Below are 21,482 nucleotides of genomic sequence, written 5' to 3' on the forward strand. Positions count from 1 at the left end.
GGTTTAGATTAACTATAACAAATGACAGATCAGAGGTGAGTAAATGACGGAGATTCTTAGAGAGATTGGAATGATTGCTAGAGCTCTTGATTCCATCAGTAACATTGAGTTTAAAGAGTTTGATTTAGCAAAAGGCCATTACTTATACTTAGTCCGAATTTGCGAGCAGCCTGGCATAATTCAAGAGAAAGTAGCGGAACAAATCAAAGTTGATCGTACTACCGCAGCTAGAGCTATACAAAAATTAGAGCTTAATGGTCTGATAGAAAAACGAGTGGGAAAGTCGAACCGTAAAAATAAATATTTATACCCGACCGCAAAAGGTTTAGAAATATACCCTAATATTCTTAAAGAGCATAAGTATTCAGAGGAAGTGGCATTGAACGGCCTGAATGCGGATGAAGCAAAGCTATTAGAAAAAATGTTGGTTAAAGTTAGAGGGAATATCGAAAAAGACTGGGAAACTGTGAAAAAAGGAAACAAACGAATCTATTAAGAAGGATTGATTGAAGATGCCATTCACTATAAGACAATGCACAATAGAAGATGCAACCGCTATTCAACAGATAGGTCGCCAAACGTATTTTGAGACGTTCGTAGCCTACAACACAGAAGAGAATATGAACGACTATCTAGAGAAGGCATTTGCTGATGCCAAGATTCGTCAGGAATTGGAGAATCCGCATTCTGAATGTTATGTAGTAGAAACAGATGGAGTAGCCGCCGCTTATTTAAAAATCAACCAGTTGGCTGCACAGACAGAGCCTATGGACGCTGATCATCTAGAAATCGAACGGATTTATGTTTTGCAAGAGTTTCAGAAACTTGGGTTAGGTAAACTACTTTATGATAAAGCGCTGGAGAGAGCGAAGGAACTAGGGAAATCAAAAATTTGGCTTGGTGTCTGGGAAAACAATAACAATGCTCTAGCTTTTTACAAAAAGATAGGATTTGAACGGATAGGTCAGCATTCTTTCTTTATGGGTGATGACGAACAGATTGATTACATACTCGTAAAAGTGGTGAAAGAAGAGGTGCGCTGATGTATATTCCTAAACGATTCCATATAAAAGACTCGGAGGAAATTTGGTCATTCCTGAAAACGCATAGCTTTGCGACACTTGTAACTACAAAAGAGGGACGTCCTTTGGCCACCCATGTACCCGTGATTGTTCGAAGGGATGGTGAGAACCTGCTAATCAGTGGACACGTTGCATATGGCAATTCTCAATGGAAGACATGGGAAGAAACGAAGGAAGCACTTGTGATCTTTCAGGGACCTCATTCCTACATATCATCTTCTTGGTATGAAGAAGAGCAGGTGCCGACGTGGAACTATCAAGCCGTTCATGTTTACGGTCCGATTCGAAAACAGACCGATGAGGAACTACGAGACGACTTGAAACAGTTGATGTTTACCTATGAACAGCATAGGGAACATCCTGTTCTTTGGGAGACGGTAACACCAGAACTTCTTGAGCGAGAAATCAAAGGGATTGTAGGCTTTGTAGTAGATGCTACGGAAGTACAAGCTGCTTATAAGATGAGTCAAAATCGAAAGGATCATGACTACGCCAACATCATTGACCAATTGAAGGAAGAGCCCGATACTGGAGCTCGCCAAGTCGCTAGTGAGATGGAACGACTAAGAACGAGCGATTAGTTCCCATAAAATCATTTGGGGCATTAAATGGAAGCTCGCAGGGCACTAAACGTCGCCTCAAGGTCGTTAAATCACCAGCTTCAGTCGCTAAACTCAGCCTACCGGTCGTTAATTAAGAAATCCTCACATCAAAAACCCCGAATCCATTTAAGATTCGGGGTTCATTTATGTGTATTTAATTAAAAATCAATTTCGTCCGGATCTGGACCTAGACGGACATCCGTTGCGATGGCATCGATTGCTGCCATGTCGTCAGCAGAAAGCTCGAAATCAAATACAGCTAAGTTTTCGTGGATACGAGCAGGTGTGACGGATTTTGGCAACGCAATGTGACCGTGCTGCAAATGCCAGCGAAGTACGACTTGAGAAGGGGCTTTGCCATGCTTTTCTGCAAGCTCTTCAAATAGTGGGAACTCTAAGAACTTCCCTTGCATCAAAGGACTCCACGCTTCTACGTGAATGCCAGCCTCTTGTAGAGACGTCACAAACGCACGTTGTGGGTTTTGCGGATGCAATTCAATTTGATTCACCATAGGTTTCATTAGGCCAGCTTCTTCTAACTGGTCCAAGTGATGTTGCTTGAAGTTTGAAACACCAATCGACTTGATTTTGCCTTCTTCATAGAGGTCAACAAGCGCAGCCCATGCTTCTACAATACCGTCTACTGGCCAGTGCAATAAGCAAAGGTCCATATAGTCCGTCTGCAGGCGCTCAAGGGATTCAGCAAATGCTTCTTTCGTACGACGCTCACGGATATCGTCATTCCAAATCTTACTCGTCAAGAAGATTTCTTCACGGGCAACGCCAGAAGCTGCGATTCCTTTTGCAACGCCTTCTTCATTTTTATAGACAGCCGCCGTATCGATATGGCGGTAGCCTGCACGCAATGCTTCTTCTACAGCTGATGGTGCTTCTGTATCGTTATCGACACGCCAAACGCCAAAGCCGATTTGGGGAATCTTAGTACCGTTACTTAATGTGACAAATTCCATGAAAACCTCTCCTTTCGATTCGGTCTTCATTTTACCACTAGTATTTCGATTCTCAAAACATTAAAGCGTCAGGTTCCGTCGTTTAAACGTGAACGATGAAAGGGTGAAGAATACCACAGCTACTAGAGCTAAAATCACACAATGGAGTATCCAGTCGCTATTTCCTTGAATAATGGCGTTTGCATCGAGCAACGTGAAGAGAGAGAAGTTCTTCAGCCACTCATAGTCCGCGCTCAAACCACTGACGATCATCAAGACCACCATGATACCAAATAGCGCTGCACCGAGAAGGTACGACTTCCGCGACTCATTAAACAAGGTGGAGAAGAAGAGGGCTACTGCAAATAACGCAGTCAGTCCCTTAGACATCTTGCGAACTTTCACTGAGGTATCGAGAGGGAACAAAGCACGCAGTTCTTTCTCTCGCTCGGGAGATGTTTTATCCATGCGACGAGTCAGCGTCAGAATATCTTCGCCCGTCAAGTCAGCAGGGAAGCTGATCTCTCCAGGAAGATACCCGACTAACGCTTTTACACGTTCCGAGTCGTTCCAACAATCAAAACTACCAATGGTCGCGGAACCGGAATCGGGTTTCAATAAGCCCATCAAATGGCGGATAGCTGTGGATTTACCGGCACCATTTGGACCAATAAAGCCAAAGACGGTTCCTGGTTCAACAGTAAACGAAACATCAAACAACCCTTGTTTCTCTGAAAACTTTTTGGTTAATGAGTGGAGCTGAATCATTACGAACACCTCTTTTCAGGTTGTCTATATACCATTCGAGATAATTAAAAAAACTCCTCTAGAGGTACTAGAGAAGTTTAGAATTGGCTGCGTTTATAACGACGGTACCGTTTTCGGATGGTACCACCAAGAGTGACTAAAATCAGTAGGAAAGAAAGACCGATTCCTGTCAGTGCGACAATCAAAGAAATCCACTCGAAGAAGGAATAGCCCGGCACTTTACTCCAGTCCGTAAAGCCTTTCCAGTCTTCAATGACCAAGTTCATCCCGTAAATTCCAGAGACTACCGTGAATGTTGTCAACATGAATAAGAGGTAGTTTTGGCGCTTGTCCGCTTGATTTTCCTGCGTTCGATACAATTCGTTCAACGTATCGCGCACTTCGCGGAAGGTTTCATCCAAATGAAAAATATCGACAAAGGTCTTGGAGTGTTCTTTTCCTGTAGAACGAACGGAGACTTCTCCGAAATAGTAGCGAGCCGAGAACTTGGAGATCATCTCGATCAATTCTTCTACGTACGATTCATCTTTCTTCCAACTGACGTTACTGTGTTCGAAAGAAAGGCGGAGCAACATGATACGGTAAAAGTAGTGCAGTAACAGATTGTAATAGTGCGTGCTCATGAATTGGCGAAGCTCATCATGCATATCTTCGGGGTCACAAACGGTCACAGTAGAATGCGTGTACTCCGATGTCACGGTATAGGTGAAGGGGGCAGAACGATCATGAGTATGCCGCTTCATATACCGGTCAATATAATCAGGTGACGTACTTGAGATAAAAGGCTCTCCTTTTAAGTTCACACCATCGAGTTGACCGAGTCTGTAAATTTGATCGTCTGTCAATTCTTGACCTGGTGTCGCAAACAAGAACGACGAACTATACATACGTTCATCTTCAAAGTAAGGAAGAGTTCCAAAATACCCCGGCAAGCGATGCTCGCGTAATATAAAGGGATGCAGGCAAGGTATCATGTGTTCAAATATGTAATCACTAGTGGATGTATACGTGCGCTCATTTGCTCGAATGATACCGCCTTTTTCTTCTTCCAGTTTAGCTTCTACTACTCGGAAATGATGGACGAAATTTAAGAAATCATGCAAGTGATGGTTTTCGTTCACTTCTAAACGTATTGTCATCAAACCAATTCCGAAAGGACATAGGGTGATATCTAAACTGTGGATTTGAAACGGAGTGCATCGACCATCCACAAGGAGTTCGCCACTCTCTTCGAACGTGCGCGAAAAGCGGCTGAATGCTTCAGGATTTGGTTTAGAGGGAAAGAGTTTATCCTCTACAAATGGAAAAAAGTACTGTTCCAGTTCCGCGTGTCGCACTTCTATTTTATCTCCGTAAAAAGCATCTTCAAGTTCCGTCTTATCAAGACAGAAAAACGTAAAGTTTTCATTCTCAAGCTCTTCCATAAGCTCTTGTCTCTTCTTCTCATGAAACGCAAAAGGAAACAAGAAATTGACGTAACCATGCTCAATATTTAATGGGGTCAACTCTACAGGTTTCATAGCTTACGCCTTCTTTCTCTAAAAAGCTTCGTGTACTTTCAGTGTTCCACTCTTTAGTCAAAGGTAAACGTTCACCCTTTAGAAATGAGGTGATGTTCATAGGCATAGATCACGGCTTGTGTCCGGTCTTGCACGTCTAATTTAGATAGAATATTGCTGACGTGGGTCTTGGCGGTTTTCAAAGTGATATAGGCATGATCCGCAATTTCTTGATTGCTGAACCCTTTTGCCATCAAGAGCAAAATCTCCATCTCACGTTCTGTTAAATCGTCATGCAGGGAATGCTCGGGCGTACGCATACGAGCCATCATTTTCGTGGTTACTTCCGGTTCAAGAACGGCCTGACCGTCATACGTCTTGCGAATGGCTTCGGCGATATGGGAAGCTTTAGATGTTTTCAATAAGTAACTCACTGCACCTGCTTCAAGAGCCGCGTACACTTTGTCATCGTCTATAAAGCTCGTCACCATCATAATACGCGCTTCCGGCCACTCTTTGACAATAGCTGCTGTCGCTTCGGCACCTGTTTTCTTTGGCATGACCATGTCCATTAAAATGACGTCGGGATGATGTTCGAGAGCGAGATGAACCGCCTGTTCGCCGTCTGAAGCTTCCGCGACAACCTCCATATCTGGTTGGGCCTGCAAATAGGCGGCCACTCCAATACGCACCATTTCATGATCATCTGCTAGTAGTATACGAATCATCGAATTTCCTCCTGACGTTTAGGGACTTGGACTTCTACAAAAGTACCTTGATTTGGCACAGATACCACTTTAGCGGTGGCACCCATCTCGACAGCACGCTCGTAGACGTTGCCTAGACCGTACGCACCTGGCTTTAGTTGGGTCGAATCAAATCCGACACCGTTGTCTTGTACGCGGAAGATGACGAGCTGCGGCTGATCCATCAACCGAATCTCCATTTCTGTTGCCTGTGCGTGTCGAAGGGTATTGGATAGCGTTTCCTGGGCAATCCGGAACAAATGATCTTCTGAAGCTTTAGATAGTGTTACAGAATCAAGATGCCATTTTAATTTGAGCTGAACTTTTTGTTGCAGTTCTTGGAGAAGCTCATCCAGACCTTCCGAGAGCGTCCGGTCATGCAGGCCAGCGGGACGAAGGTGAAGCAGAAGAGCTCGCATCTCAAGCTGCGCTTGATGGATAGCTCGTTCTAATTGTCCGAGACTGCGTGAAGGTGAGCCATTTTGTGCCTCGATCTCCATCATGCTCGACGCGAGCATGGAGGCGCCGAAAAGCTGTTGGGATACAGAATCGTGAAGTTCTCGTGCGAGCCGTTGCCGCTCTTCAACGACACGTTCTTGAATCAACTTCGCTTGCGATTCCGCTTTCTCTTCAGAGATACGAGTTAGCGTCTTTCGCTGTGTATCTAGAAGTTGAGCAGTTCTTTCAAAACCGGTCGCCAGCCGTTTGCTGACACGACCATTCAATCGTTTCGGCAATCCATCGCCTTCATATAGAGAAGTGAGGGCAGATTGAACCGTCCGGTCCAGTTCACTTACTGAGCGTTTCGCTACGAAGAAATACAGCAGACTGATTCCGAAAATCACAAAGCTGATCCAAAATCCAAGTGGGAGGTCCGCGAATGTTTGCTCATAAAGAGGAGACCACGTTTCAAACGTGGGCCACCCCCACAATAACGTCAGCAATGTAAAAACTAATGCATGCCAGATAATGGCGAAGACTAAAAATAAGATAGAGAACTGCCTCATTTACGAAGCACCTCCAAGTCACCCAGCCAGCTTGCCACAGTAATGATAAGTTCAGGTGTATCCGCGTCTAACTGCATGCGATCTTCGACATGATAGCTCTGGTTCCACAATCGCTTCACTGGTTCTTCAAATAGGCAAGCTTCTCCGACCATCGTTGAGTAGTAAACTCGCACATTCACTCCATATGGAACAAGGATCGTCGTCTTCCCTAAAACCTTTCGAATTGAGATAAATGAAGTGCCTTTTGGCAAGATGGTGTTTGTCAGATCCAAGTCGTATTCGCCGAACACACTTTGGATGTGCACGTCCTTCCAGGCATAAGGCTCGGAAGATGTGACTTGCGTAGAAAACATGCGTTGTTGCAAGACGTGAGAGTCTGTAGCAGAATCCGTGAAGTGAAGCTGCTCCCAAGACGGGATAGGCTCTTTCTTCCACACTTTATATAAGATGTAGAGTACTAAACTAAATAAAATCAGTCGAGTCGTGACCATGGAAAAGACCGTGATAAACAGCAGCACGAGTCCAATCCAAAAAAGAGCGCGGTTGCTGCGGCGCATTCCCATATAGAGAAGTACAAGGCCGACTACGACGACGACAATTGAACCGTTTTCGAATAATAAGGTCTCCGCAGCTAACAAAGCAATAAACCCGATTAGCACAAGCGAATACCGATTTGTCTGGTTGTTTGAAGACATGTGATTTCCCCCTATCGTTGGAAAAAACAGAGGGAACTCCCTCTGCTTTCTATTCTACACGTGATTCAGTTTTTGTCTCTTGATTTTTTGACAGTTGCTCCAAGCGCTCTTCAAGTGTCGAAGCAGGTGCCTCTGGCTCATGCGTAGGAGCTTTGGGTTGCTCGAAATAGCGTTCCATGTCTTCTTGAGAAGCGAGTGGTCGAGCATTCAGAGACTCTTCAATCACTTGATCCATGTCACGATGAGCTTTCGCTACATTTTCTGTGCTCATCAACTGCAGTTGACGCACTTTCATATCTTTTACTTTATGCTTCATCTCTTCGTGTTTACGCTCAAGAAGAATCAATTCTTCTGTGGCACGCTGGATGCTAGATGTGAGCACGTGAATACGGTTCTCGTAAGTATCGACTTCCATCTTCGCATAGTCAATTAGATCTTGTTCATTTGTTAACAACGCAAGTTCATACTGACTTTGGCGTTTTACTAAAAGCGTCTTCGCCTCTGTCTGTTCTTCCTCGAGCTTTGCTTTCAACTGAGCTTGACGTTCTACCCAGCGCTTCGTCTGCTCGGTGCGTTTTTCAGCTTCTTTGATATAAGTATTCAAGGCTTGAATAGGATTTGTAGCTGTTTTTGAAGTGGATGCTTGTACTTCCTGGCGGTTAAATAGTTGGCGAACGTCGTGTTCAAATGTTTCAGCTAATCGTTGAAATACGTTTGTCATGGGTGGTTCCTCCTTAGTTTCGTGTAATCTGTTTCCATTCACGTTCAAAGTTTTCAAAAGGGTCGTTCGATTTCGTTTTCATCGTGATCGGCTCATCGTTCCATTTGCGGATGGCGTACCAGATCAATGCGATAGCAGCGATGCCAAGAAAAGCAGGAATGTTAGAGACAGCTGTTAATAGGCCGACGATTCCAACAGTTGCCCAAAAGACCTTACCAAGCGTGGAATGACTTTGAAGGAAGTAGTGCAGTCCTCCAATAACGAGCAGTGCGGAAAAGGCGAGCCCGATCAGCGAGCCCAAGTTGGCAAGGACGACGATAGCGCCGGTGATGCCGAGTACAATGTACAGAAATTTTTTCATCATGTTTCCCTCCTTGTTTGTATACCTTGAGTATAGAGAGGTTCCGGTCTTCACCAAACGGGCGCAGTGCCGATTTTCGAATCGGTCTTAAGATGTAGAGGCACTACATCTTGCTATCTGCTATACTAATGGATGGAACTTTTTCATCTACTAGACGTTTCAAATAGAGCCGATTCGGGAACGTTTCCGTATCGAACTTATTGTAAAGGCGGCTTATTATGGAACAATGGATAACGGACTGGCTAAGTGACTTCGGTTACTGGGGCGTCTTTTTACTGATAATGATTGAAAATGTATTCCCCCCAATACCGTCAGAGATTATCTTGACGCTTGGCGGATTCATGACAACAACTACATCGATGACGATTCCAGGTGTTATTGCAGTAGCGACACTCGGTTCTGTAGTAGGGGCTGTCATTTTGTATTTCATCGGTCTGCAGTTAGATGTAGAGCGTCTCGAAAAGATTGTTGAAAAGCACGGACGCTGGTTACGTGTTACGAAACAAGATATTCATCGTGCAGATGCTTGGTTTGATCGTATTGGACCATGGGCTGTTTTCTTAGGGCGCTTAGTCCCTTTAGTGAGAAGCTTGATTTCCATCCCAGCAGGTATGTCGAACATGCGCTTTAGTGTGTTCTTGTTGTTCACGACTCTCGGAACGGTCATTTGGAATACGATTCTAGTTACTGCCGGAGCTGCTCTTGGAGAGAACTGGCACTCATTAGTCGGCTATTTCGATATTTATTCCAACATTATTTACATCATTTTAGTGGTGGTTGCCATCGGATGGCTCATTTGGTTTTTTAATAAGAAAAAGAAACACGCATAAGGAGATCTCATGGAAATTATTGAATTGTTAAAAGCACTATTACTTGGATTTGTAGAGGGGATGACGGAGTTTGCACCGGTCTCCTCAACTGGACACATGATCATCGTGGATGATTTGTGGCTACAGACGAAGGATTTTTTAGGCCAAGGGTCAGCGAACACTTTTAAAGTCGTGATTCAACTTGGCTCGATTTTGGCGGTCGTGTTCATTTTCTGGAAACGTCTACTGAGTTTAGTAGGGTTACATAAGATGGAGGGACAAGCTCCTGGACACCGTTTCAATGTGGGGCATGTGTTGATCGGTATTTTACCAGCCGGAGTTTTAGGATTGTTGTTTGAAGATGTAATTGATTCGTATTTGTTCACTATTGAGTGGGTTATCGTAAGCTTGTTCGTTGGAGCGATTTTCATGATTATCGCTGATAAGTTTGGACCGAAGAACCCAAGCATTACCACGCTTGATGATATGACGTATGGCAAAGCGTTAAAAGTCGGCTTGATCCAGTGTCTGTCATTATGGCCAGGATTCTCTCGCTCGGGAGCAACGATTTCCGGTGGGGTATTATTAGGACTTGACCACAAGACAGCTGCGGACTTTACGTTCATCATGGCCGTACCGATCATGTTTGGGGCGAGTGCTGTATCGTTGATTTCGAACTTTGAAGAGATCAATATGAGTCATTTAGGTTTTTATGTAGTCGGTTTTGTTAGTGCTTTCGTATTCGCTTTGATTTCGATCAAGTTCTTCTTGAAACTCATCGCACGCGTAAAACTCACACCGTTTGCGGTTTATCGTATGGTACTTGCAGCGGTTCTAGCATTCATCGTATTTTTATAAGAACTAGTTGGCCCGCTCCCTTTTGAGGGAGCGGGTTTTTGTTTGGGTGATCGAGGGTTTTTGGGTTCCATAAAATCACTTGAGTCGTTAAACGAGAGGGGTCGGGCGTTAAAGAGAAGGCTGGGGGCGTTAAAGGGAGTGAGTAGGGCGCTAAAAGATCGAGTTCGGGCGTTAAATTTATTCTAAATAATTTCTATGAAGAAATTAACATGATATTCTGGAACTGACATTTAAAATTTTAGTGAATGATTTACAGTCAAAAGTGGGTAAAGTTTGATTTCTGCTGGAAAGAGGTGAACTATGATTTTTAAGGTGATCTATGTCGCTATATTTCTAGTGATATGGTTTTGGATATTTAAAAACTATAAATTATTAGTTAAAGAACAACCATCTGAAGAAGAAGCAGCCTACTTAGTAAAAAAGATTAAATTAGGAATTTTTCTTTTTATAGTACAATTTATCGTAGCTATATTCAGCATGATTTTTTCTTGATTCAGTTTGAATCTATATCTTTTGAGGTGGATAAGAGGAGCTGCCGATGTTGCTGTGCCAGACGAAGTAAAGAAAATGTATCTTTAGCCAAAGCCTCGCGAATAAGGCTTACTTCTTTCCAGGCTAGTCGATAGTCATTCTCTGAAATTGTTCCATTCGACAAGGCTTCCTCCAATTCATCCTCATCCTGTAGTAACACTTCTCCAGTAGGAAATACGATGATATCTAAATAAAGATCATCCCACCATGGTCCGTTTTCATCTCCTCCATTTTGTAAGCAGATGTCTATATAGGTTTGAATAACTTGTCCCGCATCATCGAACATGGTGGTTACAGCGTGATTCTTATTAAGTGGGAAATGCTGGAGCCATGAATACCCATTATCAACAATTCGTATACTTTGATGTGGATAGTTCACATCTAAAGGATGTGTCACTTCATGCATCTCGAGGTAGCTTATGACGCCTTCAAACTCTTTACAATGAACATTCATTTCTTGATAGTTTCGTTTTAAGATTCGCTTCCAATCACTCCGACTTCCATATCTTCGAACTGTCATCTGACCATCTCCTTTTTCCAACTCCTGTAATTGTAGCAAAACATCAAGTAGTGTGGAATAAGATCAATATCTTTCTAAAACCTGAACTAGTTTCCCAAAAGTCAAGACTTCCTTTCTCCAAATATCTATGGTTTAATAAAACACAAGTACACAACATTTAGTGATTTAGCGAGTTACAGGTACCATATCTATGGTTTAATAGGGAATCCAGTGAAAAGCTGGAGCTGTCCCCGCAACTGTAAGTGCGGACGACTGCCAACACAAGCCACTGCGTGAGAACGTGGGAAGGCAAGGCAGAAGGAAGATGCACGAGCCAGTAGACCTGCCTGTTCTCGCACGAGCTTCACCTTCTTCGGGGATTGAGAAGGGAACGTGAGAGGCCGGTTCGGCATGCGCGTTTTTTCGTCGTTTTCAAGCGGCGGTTCCCGAAAAGAAGGGAGCCGTCGCTTTTTTGTGTCAAAAAGGAGGAATCCCGATGACGACTCATACACTCTTTCGTAGTGAAGAACGACTGAAGCAGCAATTTACAGCTGCCCAACTAGACGAATTCTGGCGTGTCTCCAAGCGCTGGAAAATCCGTCATCCAGAAGGCGCGGAGGACGCCTGGCAACAAGCAATGATTTTAGAAGCACTGAACCTTCTCGATGAGACACATCCCTACTACACGTTTGTGGCTGCAACACTTTATGAAGAACAACTCTATCACCAAGTAGCTGCAAAACGAGGAGTAGCTGTAGAGGACGTGCACAAAGCTTTCGCACGTGAAGCCAACCGTCTCGCGGCGAAAGGGCTGTATCAAGCAGAGGTTATCACAAGCTATAGTCAGCAGGAACTAACTGAGATGAGTAAATGGCTAGACCGCTCACGTAACGAACTGTTTACCTACATCGGCTTAAAGACACTAGTGGATCGCTATGTGACACGTGACTTTAACCGAGACATCGTAGAGTTGCCACAAGAACGTTGGTTGATGATTGCGATGACACTACATCGTCATGAGAAGACTGACCGTTTAGCGAAAGTGAAAGAAGCGTATTGGGCGCTAAGTAATCTCTATATGACCGTTGCTACACCGACACTCGCAAACGCTGGAAAACCGAATGGCCAGCTCTCCAGCTGTTTTATCGATACAGTAGATGACAGCCTGCAAGGCATCTACGACAGCAACACGGATGTTGCGACGCTATCTAAGTATGGTGGCGGTATAGGTGTCTACATGGGGAAGGTCCGCAGTCGTGGTTCTAGTATCCGCGGTTTTAAGAATGCGTCGAGCGGCGTCGTTCCGTGGATCAAGCAACTCAACAACACAGCTGTCAGCGTAGATCAACTCGGTCAGCGTCAGGGGGCCATTGCCGTTTATTTAGATGCATGGCACAAAGACATCTTGGCATTCCTTGATTTACGTCTAAACAATGGAGACGAGCGACTTCGCGCGCACGATATCTTCACAGGCATCTGCCTGCCAGACCTATTCATGGAAAAAGTGGAAGCGCGAGAAGACTGGTATCTGTTTGACCCACACGAGGTTCGCACGGTGATGGGATTTGCTTTAGAAGACTCATACGACGAGCAAGAAGGTCGAGGGACGTTCCGCACACAGTATCAAGCGTGTGTTGAGCATCCTGAACTTTCAAGAGAAGTTATTCCAGCCATCGACATCATGAAGCGTATTATGAAGAGTCAGTTGGAGACAGGGGTACCATTCCATTTCTATAGAGACGAAGTGAATCGCCAAAACCCGAACTCGCATGAAGGCATGATTTACTCAAGTAACTTGTGTACAGAAATTATGCAGAACATGTCCGCAACGACGTTTGAATCTACAACGATTGAAGACGATGTTATTGTAACGAAGCGTCGTCCGGGAGACTTTGTAGTCTGCAATTTGTCTTCGATTCACTTGGCACGTGCTGTGGAAGACGATGTGCTTGAACGGTTGATTCCGGTACAAGTGCGTATGCTTGATAATGTAATCGAGCTAAATGACTTACCGATTCCTCAAGCGAAACGCACCAACTTACGCTACCGCGGCATCGGTCTTGGTACATTCGGCTGGCATCACTTGCTTGCAAAGAAAGGTATCCGTTGGGAATCGAAAGAAGCTGTGGAGCTTGCAGACGAGTTGTATGAAGACATTGCCTATCTGACGATTAAAGCGTCTGCCGACCTAGCAGCTGAACGCGGAAGTTATCCATTATTTGAAGGCTCTGACTGGCAGACGGGGAGTTACTTTTCGAAGCGTGGCTATTCAGGTACTCGGTGGAGACAACTAAAGAAGCAAGTGGAAGAAACGGGAATTCGTAACGGCTACTTGATGGCTGTGGCACCGAACTCGTCGACTGCTATCATTGCAGGGACGACAGCGAGCATCGATCCGATCTTCCAGAAACGCTATTCGGAAGAGAAGAAAGATTATAAGATTCCGGTCACCGCACCAGAACTCAACGAAGAGACCACGTGGTACTATAAGTCGGCGTATTACATCGATCAACACTGGACGCTTCGTCAAAATGCGGCACGTCAAAAGCATATCGACCAAAGTATATCTCTAAACTTTTATGTGCAAAATACGATTCAGGCGAAAGAATTACTAGCGCTTCACTTAGATGCTTGGAAGCAAAAAATGAAATCTACCTATTATGTGCGTTCCACATCGATTGAACTGATCGACTGTGATTCGTGCTCAAGCTAAGGGGGAACCTAGAATGGAATTGAAACACCGTGTGTTACTGGATGAACAGGCACCGAACCGCTCAACAGGAATCGTAAACGGCGAGTCCTCGAACATCTTGAACTGGGATGATGTCCGGTTCCGCTGGGCGTATCCAAAGTATAAAAAGATGCTAGGGAACTTCTGGACACCCTTTGAAATCAATATGAGCCAAGACATCCGACAGTTTCCGGAGCTCTCAAAAGACGAAAGGGAATCGTTTCTCAAAATCATTGGACTGCTTGCTTTACTAGACAGCGTTCAAACAGATTTTGCAGGGAAGGTTGCGGATTACCTGACGGATTCTAGTCTATCGGCACTGATGATTATCCTCGCACAGCAAGAAGTCATTCACAACCATTCGTATTCGTACGTACTGTCGAGTCTCGTCAGTGAATCTGAACAGAAGCGTGTGTTTGATTACTGGAGAACGGAAGAGAGCTTGAAAGCGCGAAATCGTTTCGTCGTGTCCGGTTATCAATCGTTCGCAGAACAGCCAACAGTAGAGGGATTACTCGATGCAGTCATTTATGACGTCATCTTAGAAGGACTGTTCTTCTACTCAGGGTTCGCTTATTTCTACCACCTGGCGCGTCATCAGAAGATGGTTGCTACCAGTACGATGATTAACTACATCAACCGAGATGAGCAGCTTCACGTCGACTTGTTCGTGAAGATTTATCAGACGTTACTTGAAGAACATCCGCATCTCGATACACCTGAACAGCGTGCGAAGGTGACGGCGACGTTCCGAGAAGCAGCAGAGCTCGAGATTGACTGGGCATATGAAGTCATTGGTACGAAGATTGATGGTTTAGAAGTGGACGATGTTGAAGAGTACATTCGCTTTATGGCAAATGTACGATGCAATCAATTGGGTGCAGAGAAGCCGTATCCTGCAGTTCGTCAAAATCCGATTCGCTGGATTAAGGCGTATGAGGAAGTCGATCAAGGAAAGACGGACTTCTTTGAGCAGAAATCTCGCCAGTACGTGAAAGTGAATGTTGTCGATAACGGCTTCGATGATTTATAAAAGAAGGCCCCTCAGTTCCATTATTGAGGGGCCTTTCACTTATTGAACATCTCGCGTGTCTTCCATCTCAAACGTCTTTGCCATCGCCTCGATACGGGCGCCAATTGTGTTTTCCGCCGCTTTTGGATAGCGAGCTGTTACAACAAATACGGTATCCTGTGCAGGGTTGCTAGCTATATAGACATTCAAAATCTCGCCATCAGATGTTCCTTTTAAATGGAGACCATCTACAGGGTCTGTAATGGAGCTAGGTCCATTAACAGAAAAATCCTCGCGGTACTGTTCTGCGCGTGTTCGAGCTACTTCTTCAGGAGTTTGGTCAGGGATTCCTTCAATTGTGAGCGTTGCGAGTCGACTTTCTTTGGAAGTGATCGTTTGGCTCAAACCTTCTTCATAAGTAAAGTGTTCCTCGTCTATATAAATAACAAATGTATTCGTTTCATCTGAATATCGCTTGAGTTCTACCATTTCTTCAGAACCATCGATTTCAATGGCAAGCTTCTTAGTTTCAGGATGTTCCGTGACATCAGGAGTGGTAACCACTTCTTGCTCATCAGCAGGTTTGGATTCATCTATTTCTTGTTCATCAACCAACTCACCTGGTTTATTCGGGAGGTAGTCAGAGGATAAGAAAAAAATCAGACCAATCATGAGAGCTGTCAATACGAGTGCATAAAGCATCGATTTGCGCATTACTAAACCTCTCCCTTCCTTAGTCCTTTTATTCCCGATTCTCCCGTGCTCACACCTAGTCTAGTACAGTAAATGTCTTCAGCATAGAATGGAATCGCGCACCATGCCCTTCTTGTGCTTCTAAAAACACAGTTTGTGTAATGACGATTGTCGATTCTTCATGTTGTTTATCCAAAATGTAAACGGTTCTTACTTCACTCGACGGGGCGTCTCCTTCTCGAACGTGCAGTTTATAGCCAACTACTGGTTCCGTCACGGGCTCTGCTTCAATCGTTGCTCCAGGAAAGTCTTGCTCGAGTAGAGCAACTTGTTCCGAAGCCACTTCTGTTGGTTTCTTATCAGGAATCATTTCGACTTGAAAACCAACCTCAGGATAGTCACCACCGATTTGATCCCGAGCCTTAACGGAAGTCGTCGTTTCATCAAATGCGATTTCGTAACGTTCGTCATCTGCATAAAACACGTAGCCAAAGTTTCCAGGAACCACTCGTACCATCTGAATTTGCTCTGTCATCCCCTCGATTTCCAGAGGTACTTCTTGTTCTTCCGGATAAGAGTCATTCAGTTTAGTGAGCTCTTGTTCAGTATACCCGGGTTCTCCCTCAGTCAGTTCTTCCTCTTCAGAAGCATTTGAGGAAGGGGGAGTAGGCGACGGTTCTGGGGTTGTCACTTCAGGTGTTTCTACCGCTTGCTCTGTGTCATTTCCATTCATCGTTAAAAATAGGGTAGCTCCTATTAACAGTGCAATCAGAGCTGCCCCTGCAAGAGTAAATCGTTTCATGACTTGTTTCCTCCTTTTTCGGCGTTGTTCCTTTACAAGCACTTGATCCAGAGAGCGCCAGACTTCTTCTAAGTCTTGCTGATGTTCGGTTTTAAACTGTTTCAATTCCTGTTCCCACTTTTCCATAAGTCATCCCTCCCCGTAGGCTTCGCGCATCAAGGCCCGCGCCTTAGTGAGTCTCGATTTTAAAGTATTGAGATTCAAAGACAGCGCCTCCGCAATTTCGCGCTCTTTCCAGTTCTCCATATATTTCAAAAGTAGGGGAACACGATATTCTTCAGGCAAAGTGGCCACGGCATCTAAAATATCGACTCGTACTTCCTGTGAAGGGACTTGAGTCTCTATGAGATATGTTTCCATAGGAATATGAAGTTTCTCTTTTTTGAGTAATCGGTGACATTCATTGATCAAGATGCGATACAACCATGGCCGAATCGGGCGTGACGAATCCCACTGATCTGAAAATCGATAGACGCGAAGAAATGTTTCTTGAAGCGCATCCTTTGCTAACTCACGGCGTCCCGTGATGGCAAGTGCCATGCGGTACAAATCGGGGGCAAAGTCTGTATACAGTTGTTGGAATTGTGACCGGTCCATACAAGCCCTCCTTGTTATTACACCTATAGTACCTCGTTGCATCAAAAAAAGTTGACGAGATTTGAAAAAATCTCAAAAAAAAACAACCGCCCAAAGTAGGCGGTCTTATTACGAACGGTTCACACTATAGATTCCAAAGGCGACAAAAACGAGGGCCACTAGGATGGGCCATGTAAACGTCTCTCCAGGTAAGAGCAGGACAGACAATCCCACGCCACTGACAGGTACGAAAAACTTGTAAATGCCGACATGGCTCGCTTTATGATACTGAAGAATCGCAAACCAAAGAGCAAAAGCGATTGCAGATAGAACTACCATGTATATAAGTAAACCAATTGCAAGTGGTGTCCAGGTTAGCGAACCTGTATCTGCAAAAGGGAAGGAGGTGACCAGTAATAAAATCGCACCTAACGTCAATTGCCAGCCGGACAGGGTGAACGGATGAATCCCTTTTCCCATTTCTTTTGCCATAATAGTCCCGATAGCGCTCGTGAGGGCAGATAGCAACAAGAATCCTTCTCCTAAAAACTGAAAACTGCCGTCAAAGGACTGCCCCCAGTTGGCAAAAAAGATTCCCGTAAATCCTGCTGCAAGGCCTACCCATTTTTGCCAACCGAGACGGTCATTGGCATAGATAAAATGAGCAAGTAAGATTGTGAAAAAGGTATTACTTGAAATGATAATAGAAGATTGCACACCAGACGTATTCGATACTCCGACATAAAAGAATAGATATTGGAGCGTCGTTTGGACGATTCCGAAAATCAATAAGATTCCATATTGGCGTCGAGTGAGTTGTAATGCGCTTCGTTTAATGAGTAACAGTCCTAACAGGACGGCAAGCCCCGCAAACAGAAAGCGCAGTCCCGCAAGCCACATCTGTTCTGCTATTCCGGTACTGGGAATTCCAAGCTCGCTATAAGACAGTTTCAGGGCAGGGAACGCGCTTCCCCATAACAGAGCACAAAAGATCGCAACGACGACCATGACCCATTTCTTTTGTAGATTCATATGTATCCGACCTTTCTAGTTGCATTGTAGCAACCCGGAACACGGAATCAAAGAAAAGCGCCCACAACCAGACAGGTTGAGAAAATCAGAACTAAAAGTGCCGTAAAATAGAGGTCGAAACGGTGCCACTTAACTTCGTGAAAATAGGTGCGTTCATGGCTTCCTGTGAACCCACGAGCTTCCATCGCAAAAGCTGTCTTCTCGGCTTTTCGGACAGCGCCTGCAAGAAGTGGTATCGCCACTGTAGGCAATGTTCTTAAGCGACTCCAAGTCGTCTGATTGTGTTGAGGTCGTCTAAGTTGCTGGACCTGTCGAATCTGAATGAATTCTTCTTTAAGTACAGGCAAGAACTGATAACCGACAAGTAAACTGTAGGCAAGTTTAGGTGACAACTTCAGCTGTTGCATCAAGCTCATAATGAAGGTCATTGGTGAAGTCGTCAAAACAAACAACAATGACAAGGAAGAAAAAGCAAAGACTCGAAAGCTTAAAGACAAGGCGGTGGCCAAACGGTCCTCAGCCGTACCAAACACATATGTCGTCCAAAAGTATCCAATGGCGCCAAGAGCAAATGGCAGCATCAATAGCAACCAGCGCTTCCAATCGATGCGAGAGAACAGAAGCTGAACTACCAGCACAGCACCGAACATTAAGAGAGGTGTCCATGGATCAAAGTAAAATGCGAGAGCAAAGATAAACACAAAGGTCACAAGCATTTTAACGGAAGGATTCAAGCGGTGTAGCCATTTCGACATCTATAAAGCCTCCTTCCGGTGCCACTAAACGGTACAGTTCAAGAAGTGCCGTATCGGAGAAAACACTACTCGGGACGAAAGGTCCACTCACGTCACCATCTCGTATAAGGAGTAACGAGTCTGCAATACGCGAGGCAAAATTCATGTCATGGGTCACTACTAAAAGCGCAGCTCCGTCTGCTGCTACTTGAAAAAGCGCGTCCTCTAACTCTTCTAATGCATAAGCATCTTGCCCAGCTGTAGGCTCGTCGAGCAGCAATACGGGACGTCCATCATTCAACATGGCAGCGAGTGCCGTCCGGCGTTTTTGTCCCTGACTCACGGCGAAAGGATTGGAACTGGCCACTTCAGTAAGTAGAAGTTTACGAATAAACTCCTCTGTATGCATGCCTCCGCCGAAGGCAACTTCCTGTCTCACAGAAGGGGTCATGAACAAAAATTCTGGAGACTGAGGAACATAACCGATGGCTGAGGTAGTTACCTCGCGTTCTGCAGAAGGGATTAGACCTGCTACAGCTTTAAGCAGTGTAGATTTGCCAGCACCGTTTGGTCCAGCCAGCACGGTGATCGTTCCTGATTCTAGTTGCAATTCCGCAGTGTTCAAAATTCCAGGAACATTGACTCTTGCTTTGAATAAACCGGAGCAAAGGGGTTTTGAACTAGAGGAAGCTATTCGTTTGGTTTCAGAAATCGGGACGTGTTCCCCGAGCTCTACCACGTGGTCAAAGAAATCGCCCCAAAGTTCTGCTTGGTGGTCAATCACAAGCACAGTCCACTTGTGACGCTGCTGGAGTCCCGAAAACCACTGAACATAGTCGCGTGCCGTCATCGGATCCAGATGAGCAAGTGGTTCATCGAGTAGAACGATTTGAGGTTTCATCATGAGGGCACAAGCCGTTGCTACTCGTTGCTTTTCGCCTCCGGATAACGTTTGAATCACACGATGACGAAATGCAGTGAGGTCCGTCTCTTCCAAGATGCGAGTAATCTGTTCTTCCATCTGGCCACGTGGAACGGACTGGTTCTCTAAAGTGAATGCAAGCTCTTCTTCAACTGTCGGCATACAGAACTGGCTGTCAGGGTCTTGAAAGACTGTCGCGATGACCTGGCTAATCTCACCAGGTCGGTACTGTTCATACGGTTTACCGAAAAGTATGCGAGTACCTGTTAGTTCCCCGTCACAAGCTTCAGGGTACAGACCGTTTAGTAGATAAAATAGGGTAGACTTGCCACACCCACTCGGTCCTTTAACAAGCCATTTGTCACCCACGTGAAGTTTCAAAGAGACGTTTTCTAGGACTGGCGATGGTTCGTCAGGGTAGCGAAACGCCACATCTGAAAATGCAAGTACGTCAGACACGAACATCACGCTTTTGACGGGCAATCGCATAGCCACGAAGAGATCCCGTTGCATACAATCCGTTTACGAGTAAACCTCCACCATATCCCGCAATGACAGCACCACTTAAAATGCGAATGCCAAGCATGAGGAGTACATACCAAGGAGACAGCGCAGAGAATCCACCAAGCAAATAGCCGTATCCAAAACTGAAGACAGAAGCAAGGACACCAGCCAAAATCAATACTGGCATATCAAATCGACGGTAGCGGGTGATGGCAAAAGCAGCTTCCGCACCAAGTCCTTGTACGAGGCCAGTCAAAATCAAACGAGGACCCACTGCATTTCCAAGTAACACTTCAATAGCAGCCGCCATTACTTCAGGAATGACAGCAGCACCAGGTTTGCGAATGATAGCCATCGCTACAATCGAGACTAGGAACCAAACACCAAAGATCCATTCGTACGCAATAGGTCCAATCAAACTCGACCAGATGTTTCCAACATGCAAGAACACCAAGTAAATGATTCCGAATACGACGGCAAGTAGCGACATTAACACGACTTCTTTCAGCTTCCAGTTAGCGAGCATCAGTGCCACCTCCATGCGAAGGGCTGTGAATGCTCATGTTAATCGTCATGACGACGTGTGGGTGCTCACCAATTTGTGCTTCGCTAAAAGTCTCTTCATAAAAGGCAAACACATCACGAAGAGACCCGTGGATGCCTGTCGCATAATGCATAGACTCATTGTAGACACCGCGCTCTTTAGCACGGTCGATTTCACGGTAAATAGTCTCCATATAGTCGCTTTGATTCAATGGATACAGAGAGAACTGACTGGATACGTAAGGCCCTTCAGGAATCTCGTTCTTCGCAGCGAGGTCGATGCCCATATAGCTATCACCTGACGTATCTCCAGGACACCCCACAGAAAAGGTTGCATTCATCGCCATATGCTTGCCATGAGAGGCCGCTTTTTCGGTTAGGGCTGCCAGAGCGTTGAAGACATGTGGGCCTTCACCTCGAATGACAGTCGAGACGTCATCGGTATGACGCCAAACAGCAGATAGATCGACTTCTGCTAGTGCGCCTTTGATGATTGAAATGAATTCTGAATCCATCGGATGTAAAGAGAAACGACAGCCGATGATTTTACTTGTTCCACAGTGCATGGGAACGCCTCCTTAAATTTTATGAGAAAAAGAAAAAAGCTACATCCGCGAAAGATGTAGCCACTGCTTCCCATAAGAATTCAAGAAAGAGTCACTACACTTCCTCACGCAGGTATTATCCTGATCGAGTCATAAGGGATCGGAGCTCAAGCTCTCATCTCAGCCAATTTGGGCACCCCTAGTGCAGATTCCGGTATGTAGTTCTTTTTCGCCCTCATCATAGCAGACTGAAAATTGTT

At 45.0% G+C, this 21,482-nt stretch carries 24 protein-coding genes and 2 riboswitches; of the genes, 7 read left to right on the plus strand and 17 right to left on the minus strand.

Annotated features, from left to right (window positions below):
• The first annotated feature begins 43 nt into the window (after positions 1–43).
• From CF394_RS14465 to CF394_RS14475, 3 genes are read left to right on the plus strand one after another with little or no spacing between them, the layout of a single operon-like run.
• A complete protein-coding gene (locus CF394_RS14465) occupies positions 44–496 on the plus strand; it encodes a MarR family winged helix-turn-helix transcriptional regulator (protein WP_094944540.1) in 453 nt (150 codons plus the stop codon).
• 16 nt (positions 497–512) lie between these two features.
• A complete protein-coding gene (locus CF394_RS14470) occupies positions 513–1,043 on the plus strand; it encodes a GNAT family N-acetyltransferase (RefSeq protein WP_094944542.1) in 531 nt (176 codons plus the stop codon).
• A complete protein-coding gene (locus CF394_RS14475) occupies positions 1,043–1,663 on the plus strand; it encodes an FMN-binding negative transcriptional regulator (protein WP_094944544.1) in 621 nt (206 codons plus the stop codon). The genes CF394_RS14470 and CF394_RS14475 overlap by 1 nt, the downstream gene beginning before the upstream one ends.
• Before the next feature lie 179 nt (positions 1,664–1,842).
• Here the strand turns inward: CF394_RS14475 and CF394_RS14480 are convergent, their stop codons facing one another.
• The 8 genes from CF394_RS14480 to CF394_RS14515 form a co-directional block, all read right to left on the minus strand.
• On the minus strand, positions 1,843–2,655 hold the full coding sequence (locus CF394_RS14480; RefSeq protein WP_094944545.1) for an aldo/keto reductase: 813 nt from the start codon (positions 2,653–2,655) through the stop codon (positions 1,843–1,845).
• Between the two features lie 60 nt (positions 2,656–2,715).
• On the minus strand, positions 2,716–3,402 hold the full coding sequence (locus CF394_RS16195; protein ID WP_094944547.1) for an ATP-binding cassette domain-containing protein: 687 nt from the start codon (positions 3,400–3,402) through the stop codon (positions 2,716–2,718).
• A gap of 77 nt (positions 3,403–3,479) precedes the next feature.
• Positions 3,480–4,922 (minus strand): magnesium transporter CorA family protein, encoded by a 1,443-nt coding sequence (locus CF394_RS14490; RefSeq protein ID WP_094944549.1) that lies wholly within the window; start codon positions 4,920–4,922, stop codon positions 3,480–3,482.
• A gap of 71 nt (positions 4,923–4,993) precedes the next feature.
• Positions 4,994–5,629 (minus strand): response regulator, encoded by a 636-nt coding sequence (locus CF394_RS14495; RefSeq protein ID WP_094944551.1) that lies wholly within the window; start codon positions 5,627–5,629, stop codon positions 4,994–4,996.
• The gene (locus CF394_RS14500) at positions 5,626–6,654 is read right to left on the minus strand and encodes a sensor histidine kinase (RefSeq protein ID WP_106408214.1); all 1,029 of its coding nucleotides are present in this window, start codon (positions 6,652–6,654) and stop codon (positions 5,626–5,628) included. Before CF394_RS14500 ends, CF394_RS14495 begins: the two co-directional genes overlap by 4 nt.
• Positions 6,651–7,349 (minus strand): cell wall-active antibiotics response protein LiaF, encoded by a 699-nt coding sequence (gene liaF / locus CF394_RS14505; protein WP_094944553.1) that lies wholly within the window; start codon positions 7,347–7,349, stop codon positions 6,651–6,653. Before liaF ends, CF394_RS14500 begins: the two co-directional genes overlap by 4 nt.
• A 49-nt stretch (positions 7,350–7,398) precedes the next feature.
• Complete coding sequence (locus CF394_RS14510; protein WP_094944555.1) at positions 7,399–8,070, minus strand: PspA/IM30 family protein; 672 nt, start codon at positions 8,068–8,070, stop codon at positions 7,399–7,401.
• A gap of 13 nt (positions 8,071–8,083) precedes the next feature.
• The gene (locus CF394_RS14515) at positions 8,084–8,431 is read right to left on the minus strand and encodes a lmo0954 family membrane protein (protein ID WP_094944557.1); all 348 of its coding nucleotides are present in this window, start codon (positions 8,429–8,431) and stop codon (positions 8,084–8,086) included.
• Between the two features lie 218 nt (positions 8,432–8,649).
• Here CF394_RS14515 and CF394_RS14520 point away from each other — a divergent pair, with 218 nt between their 5' ends.
• Together CF394_RS14520 and CF394_RS14525 are read left to right on the plus strand one after the other, a co-directional pair.
• The gene (locus CF394_RS14520) at positions 8,650–9,261 is read left to right on the plus strand and encodes a DedA family protein (protein ID WP_094944558.1); all 612 of its coding nucleotides are present in this window, start codon (positions 8,650–8,652) and stop codon (positions 9,259–9,261) included.
• A gap of 9 nt (positions 9,262–9,270) precedes the next feature.
• On the plus strand, positions 9,271–10,098 hold the full coding sequence (locus CF394_RS14525; protein ID WP_094944560.1) for an undecaprenyl-diphosphate phosphatase: 828 nt from the start codon (positions 9,271–9,273) through the stop codon (positions 10,096–10,098).
• A gap of 493 nt (positions 10,099–10,591) precedes the next feature.
• Here CF394_RS14525 and CF394_RS14535 read toward each other — a convergent pair whose 3' ends face one another.
• Complete coding sequence (locus tag CF394_RS14535) at positions 10,592–11,149, minus strand: ribonuclease FAU-1 family protein (protein ID WP_094944563.1); 558 nt, start codon at positions 11,147–11,149, stop codon at positions 10,592–10,594.
• 160 nt (positions 11,150–11,309) lie between these two features.
• A riboswitch (cobalamin riboswitch) is annotated at positions 11,310–11,492 on the plus strand.
• Positions 11,493–11,624: 132 nt separating this feature from the next.
• Here CF394_RS14535 and CF394_RS14540 point away from each other — a divergent pair.
• Positions 11,625–13,841: a ribonucleoside-diphosphate reductase subunit alpha gene (locus CF394_RS14540; protein ID WP_094944564.1), complete on the plus strand. Its 2,217-nt coding sequence runs from the start codon at positions 11,625–11,627 to the stop codon at positions 13,839–13,841.
• 13 nt (positions 13,842–13,854) lie between these two features.
• On the plus strand, positions 13,855–14,892 hold the full coding sequence (locus tag CF394_RS14545; RefSeq protein ID WP_094944566.1) for a ribonucleotide-diphosphate reductase subunit beta: 1,038 nt from the start codon (positions 13,855–13,857) through the stop codon (positions 14,890–14,892).
• 39 nt (positions 14,893–14,931) lie between these two features.
• Here CF394_RS14545 and CF394_RS14550 read toward each other — a convergent pair whose 3' ends face one another.
• From CF394_RS14550 to CF394_RS14585, 8 genes are all read right to left on the minus strand, one after another.
• The gene (locus tag CF394_RS14550; protein WP_094944568.1) at positions 14,932–15,585 is read right to left on the minus strand and encodes a hypothetical protein; all 654 of its coding nucleotides are present in this window, start codon (positions 15,583–15,585) and stop codon (positions 14,932–14,934) included.
• A 55-nt stretch (positions 15,586–15,640) separates the two neighbouring features.
• On the minus strand, positions 15,641–16,492 hold the full coding sequence (locus CF394_RS14555) for a hypothetical protein (RefSeq protein ID WP_094944569.1): 852 nt from the start codon (positions 16,490–16,492) through the stop codon (positions 15,641–15,643).
• 3 nt (positions 16,493–16,495) lie between these two features.
• Complete coding sequence (locus CF394_RS14560) at positions 16,496–16,963, minus strand: RNA polymerase sigma factor (protein WP_165767577.1); 468 nt, start codon at positions 16,961–16,963, stop codon at positions 16,496–16,498.
• Between the two features lie 108 nt (positions 16,964–17,071).
• On the minus strand, positions 17,072–17,974 hold the full coding sequence (locus CF394_RS14565; RefSeq protein ID WP_094944572.1) for a DMT family transporter: 903 nt from the start codon (positions 17,972–17,974) through the stop codon (positions 17,072–17,074).
• A gap of 47 nt (positions 17,975–18,021) precedes the next feature.
• Positions 18,022–18,729 (minus strand): energy-coupling factor transporter transmembrane component T family protein, encoded by a 708-nt coding sequence (locus tag CF394_RS14570; protein ID WP_094944574.1) that lies wholly within the window; start codon positions 18,727–18,729, stop codon positions 18,022–18,024.
• The gene (locus CF394_RS14575) at positions 18,692–20,089 is read right to left on the minus strand and encodes an ABC transporter ATP-binding protein (RefSeq protein WP_207761741.1); all 1,398 of its coding nucleotides are present in this window, start codon (positions 20,087–20,089) and stop codon (positions 18,692–18,694) included. Before CF394_RS14575 ends, CF394_RS14570 begins: the two co-directional genes overlap by 38 nt.
• A complete protein-coding gene (locus CF394_RS14580; RefSeq protein ID WP_094944578.1) occupies positions 20,082–20,660 on the minus strand; it encodes an ECF transporter S component in 579 nt (192 codons plus the stop codon). The genes CF394_RS14575 and CF394_RS14580 overlap by 8 nt, the downstream gene beginning before the upstream one ends.
• Positions 20,650–21,243 carry a YkoF family thiamine/hydroxymethylpyrimidine-binding protein gene (locus tag CF394_RS14585; RefSeq protein WP_094944580.1) on the minus strand — a complete coding sequence of 198 codons (594 nt, stop codon included), beginning with the start codon at positions 21,241–21,243 and terminating at the stop codon, positions 20,650–20,652. The genes CF394_RS14580 and CF394_RS14585 overlap by 11 nt, the downstream gene beginning before the upstream one ends.
• Positions 21,244–21,327: 84 nt before the next feature.
• A riboswitch (TPP riboswitch) is annotated at positions 21,328–21,433 on the minus strand.
• Positions 21,434–21,482: the final 49 nt, after the last annotated feature.

Origin of the sequence: Tetzosporium hominis, assembly GCF_002265435.1 — a bacterium.
Classification (GTDB): Bacteria; Bacillota; Bacilli; order Bacillales_A; family Planococcaceae; genus Chryseomicrobium; species Chryseomicrobium hominis.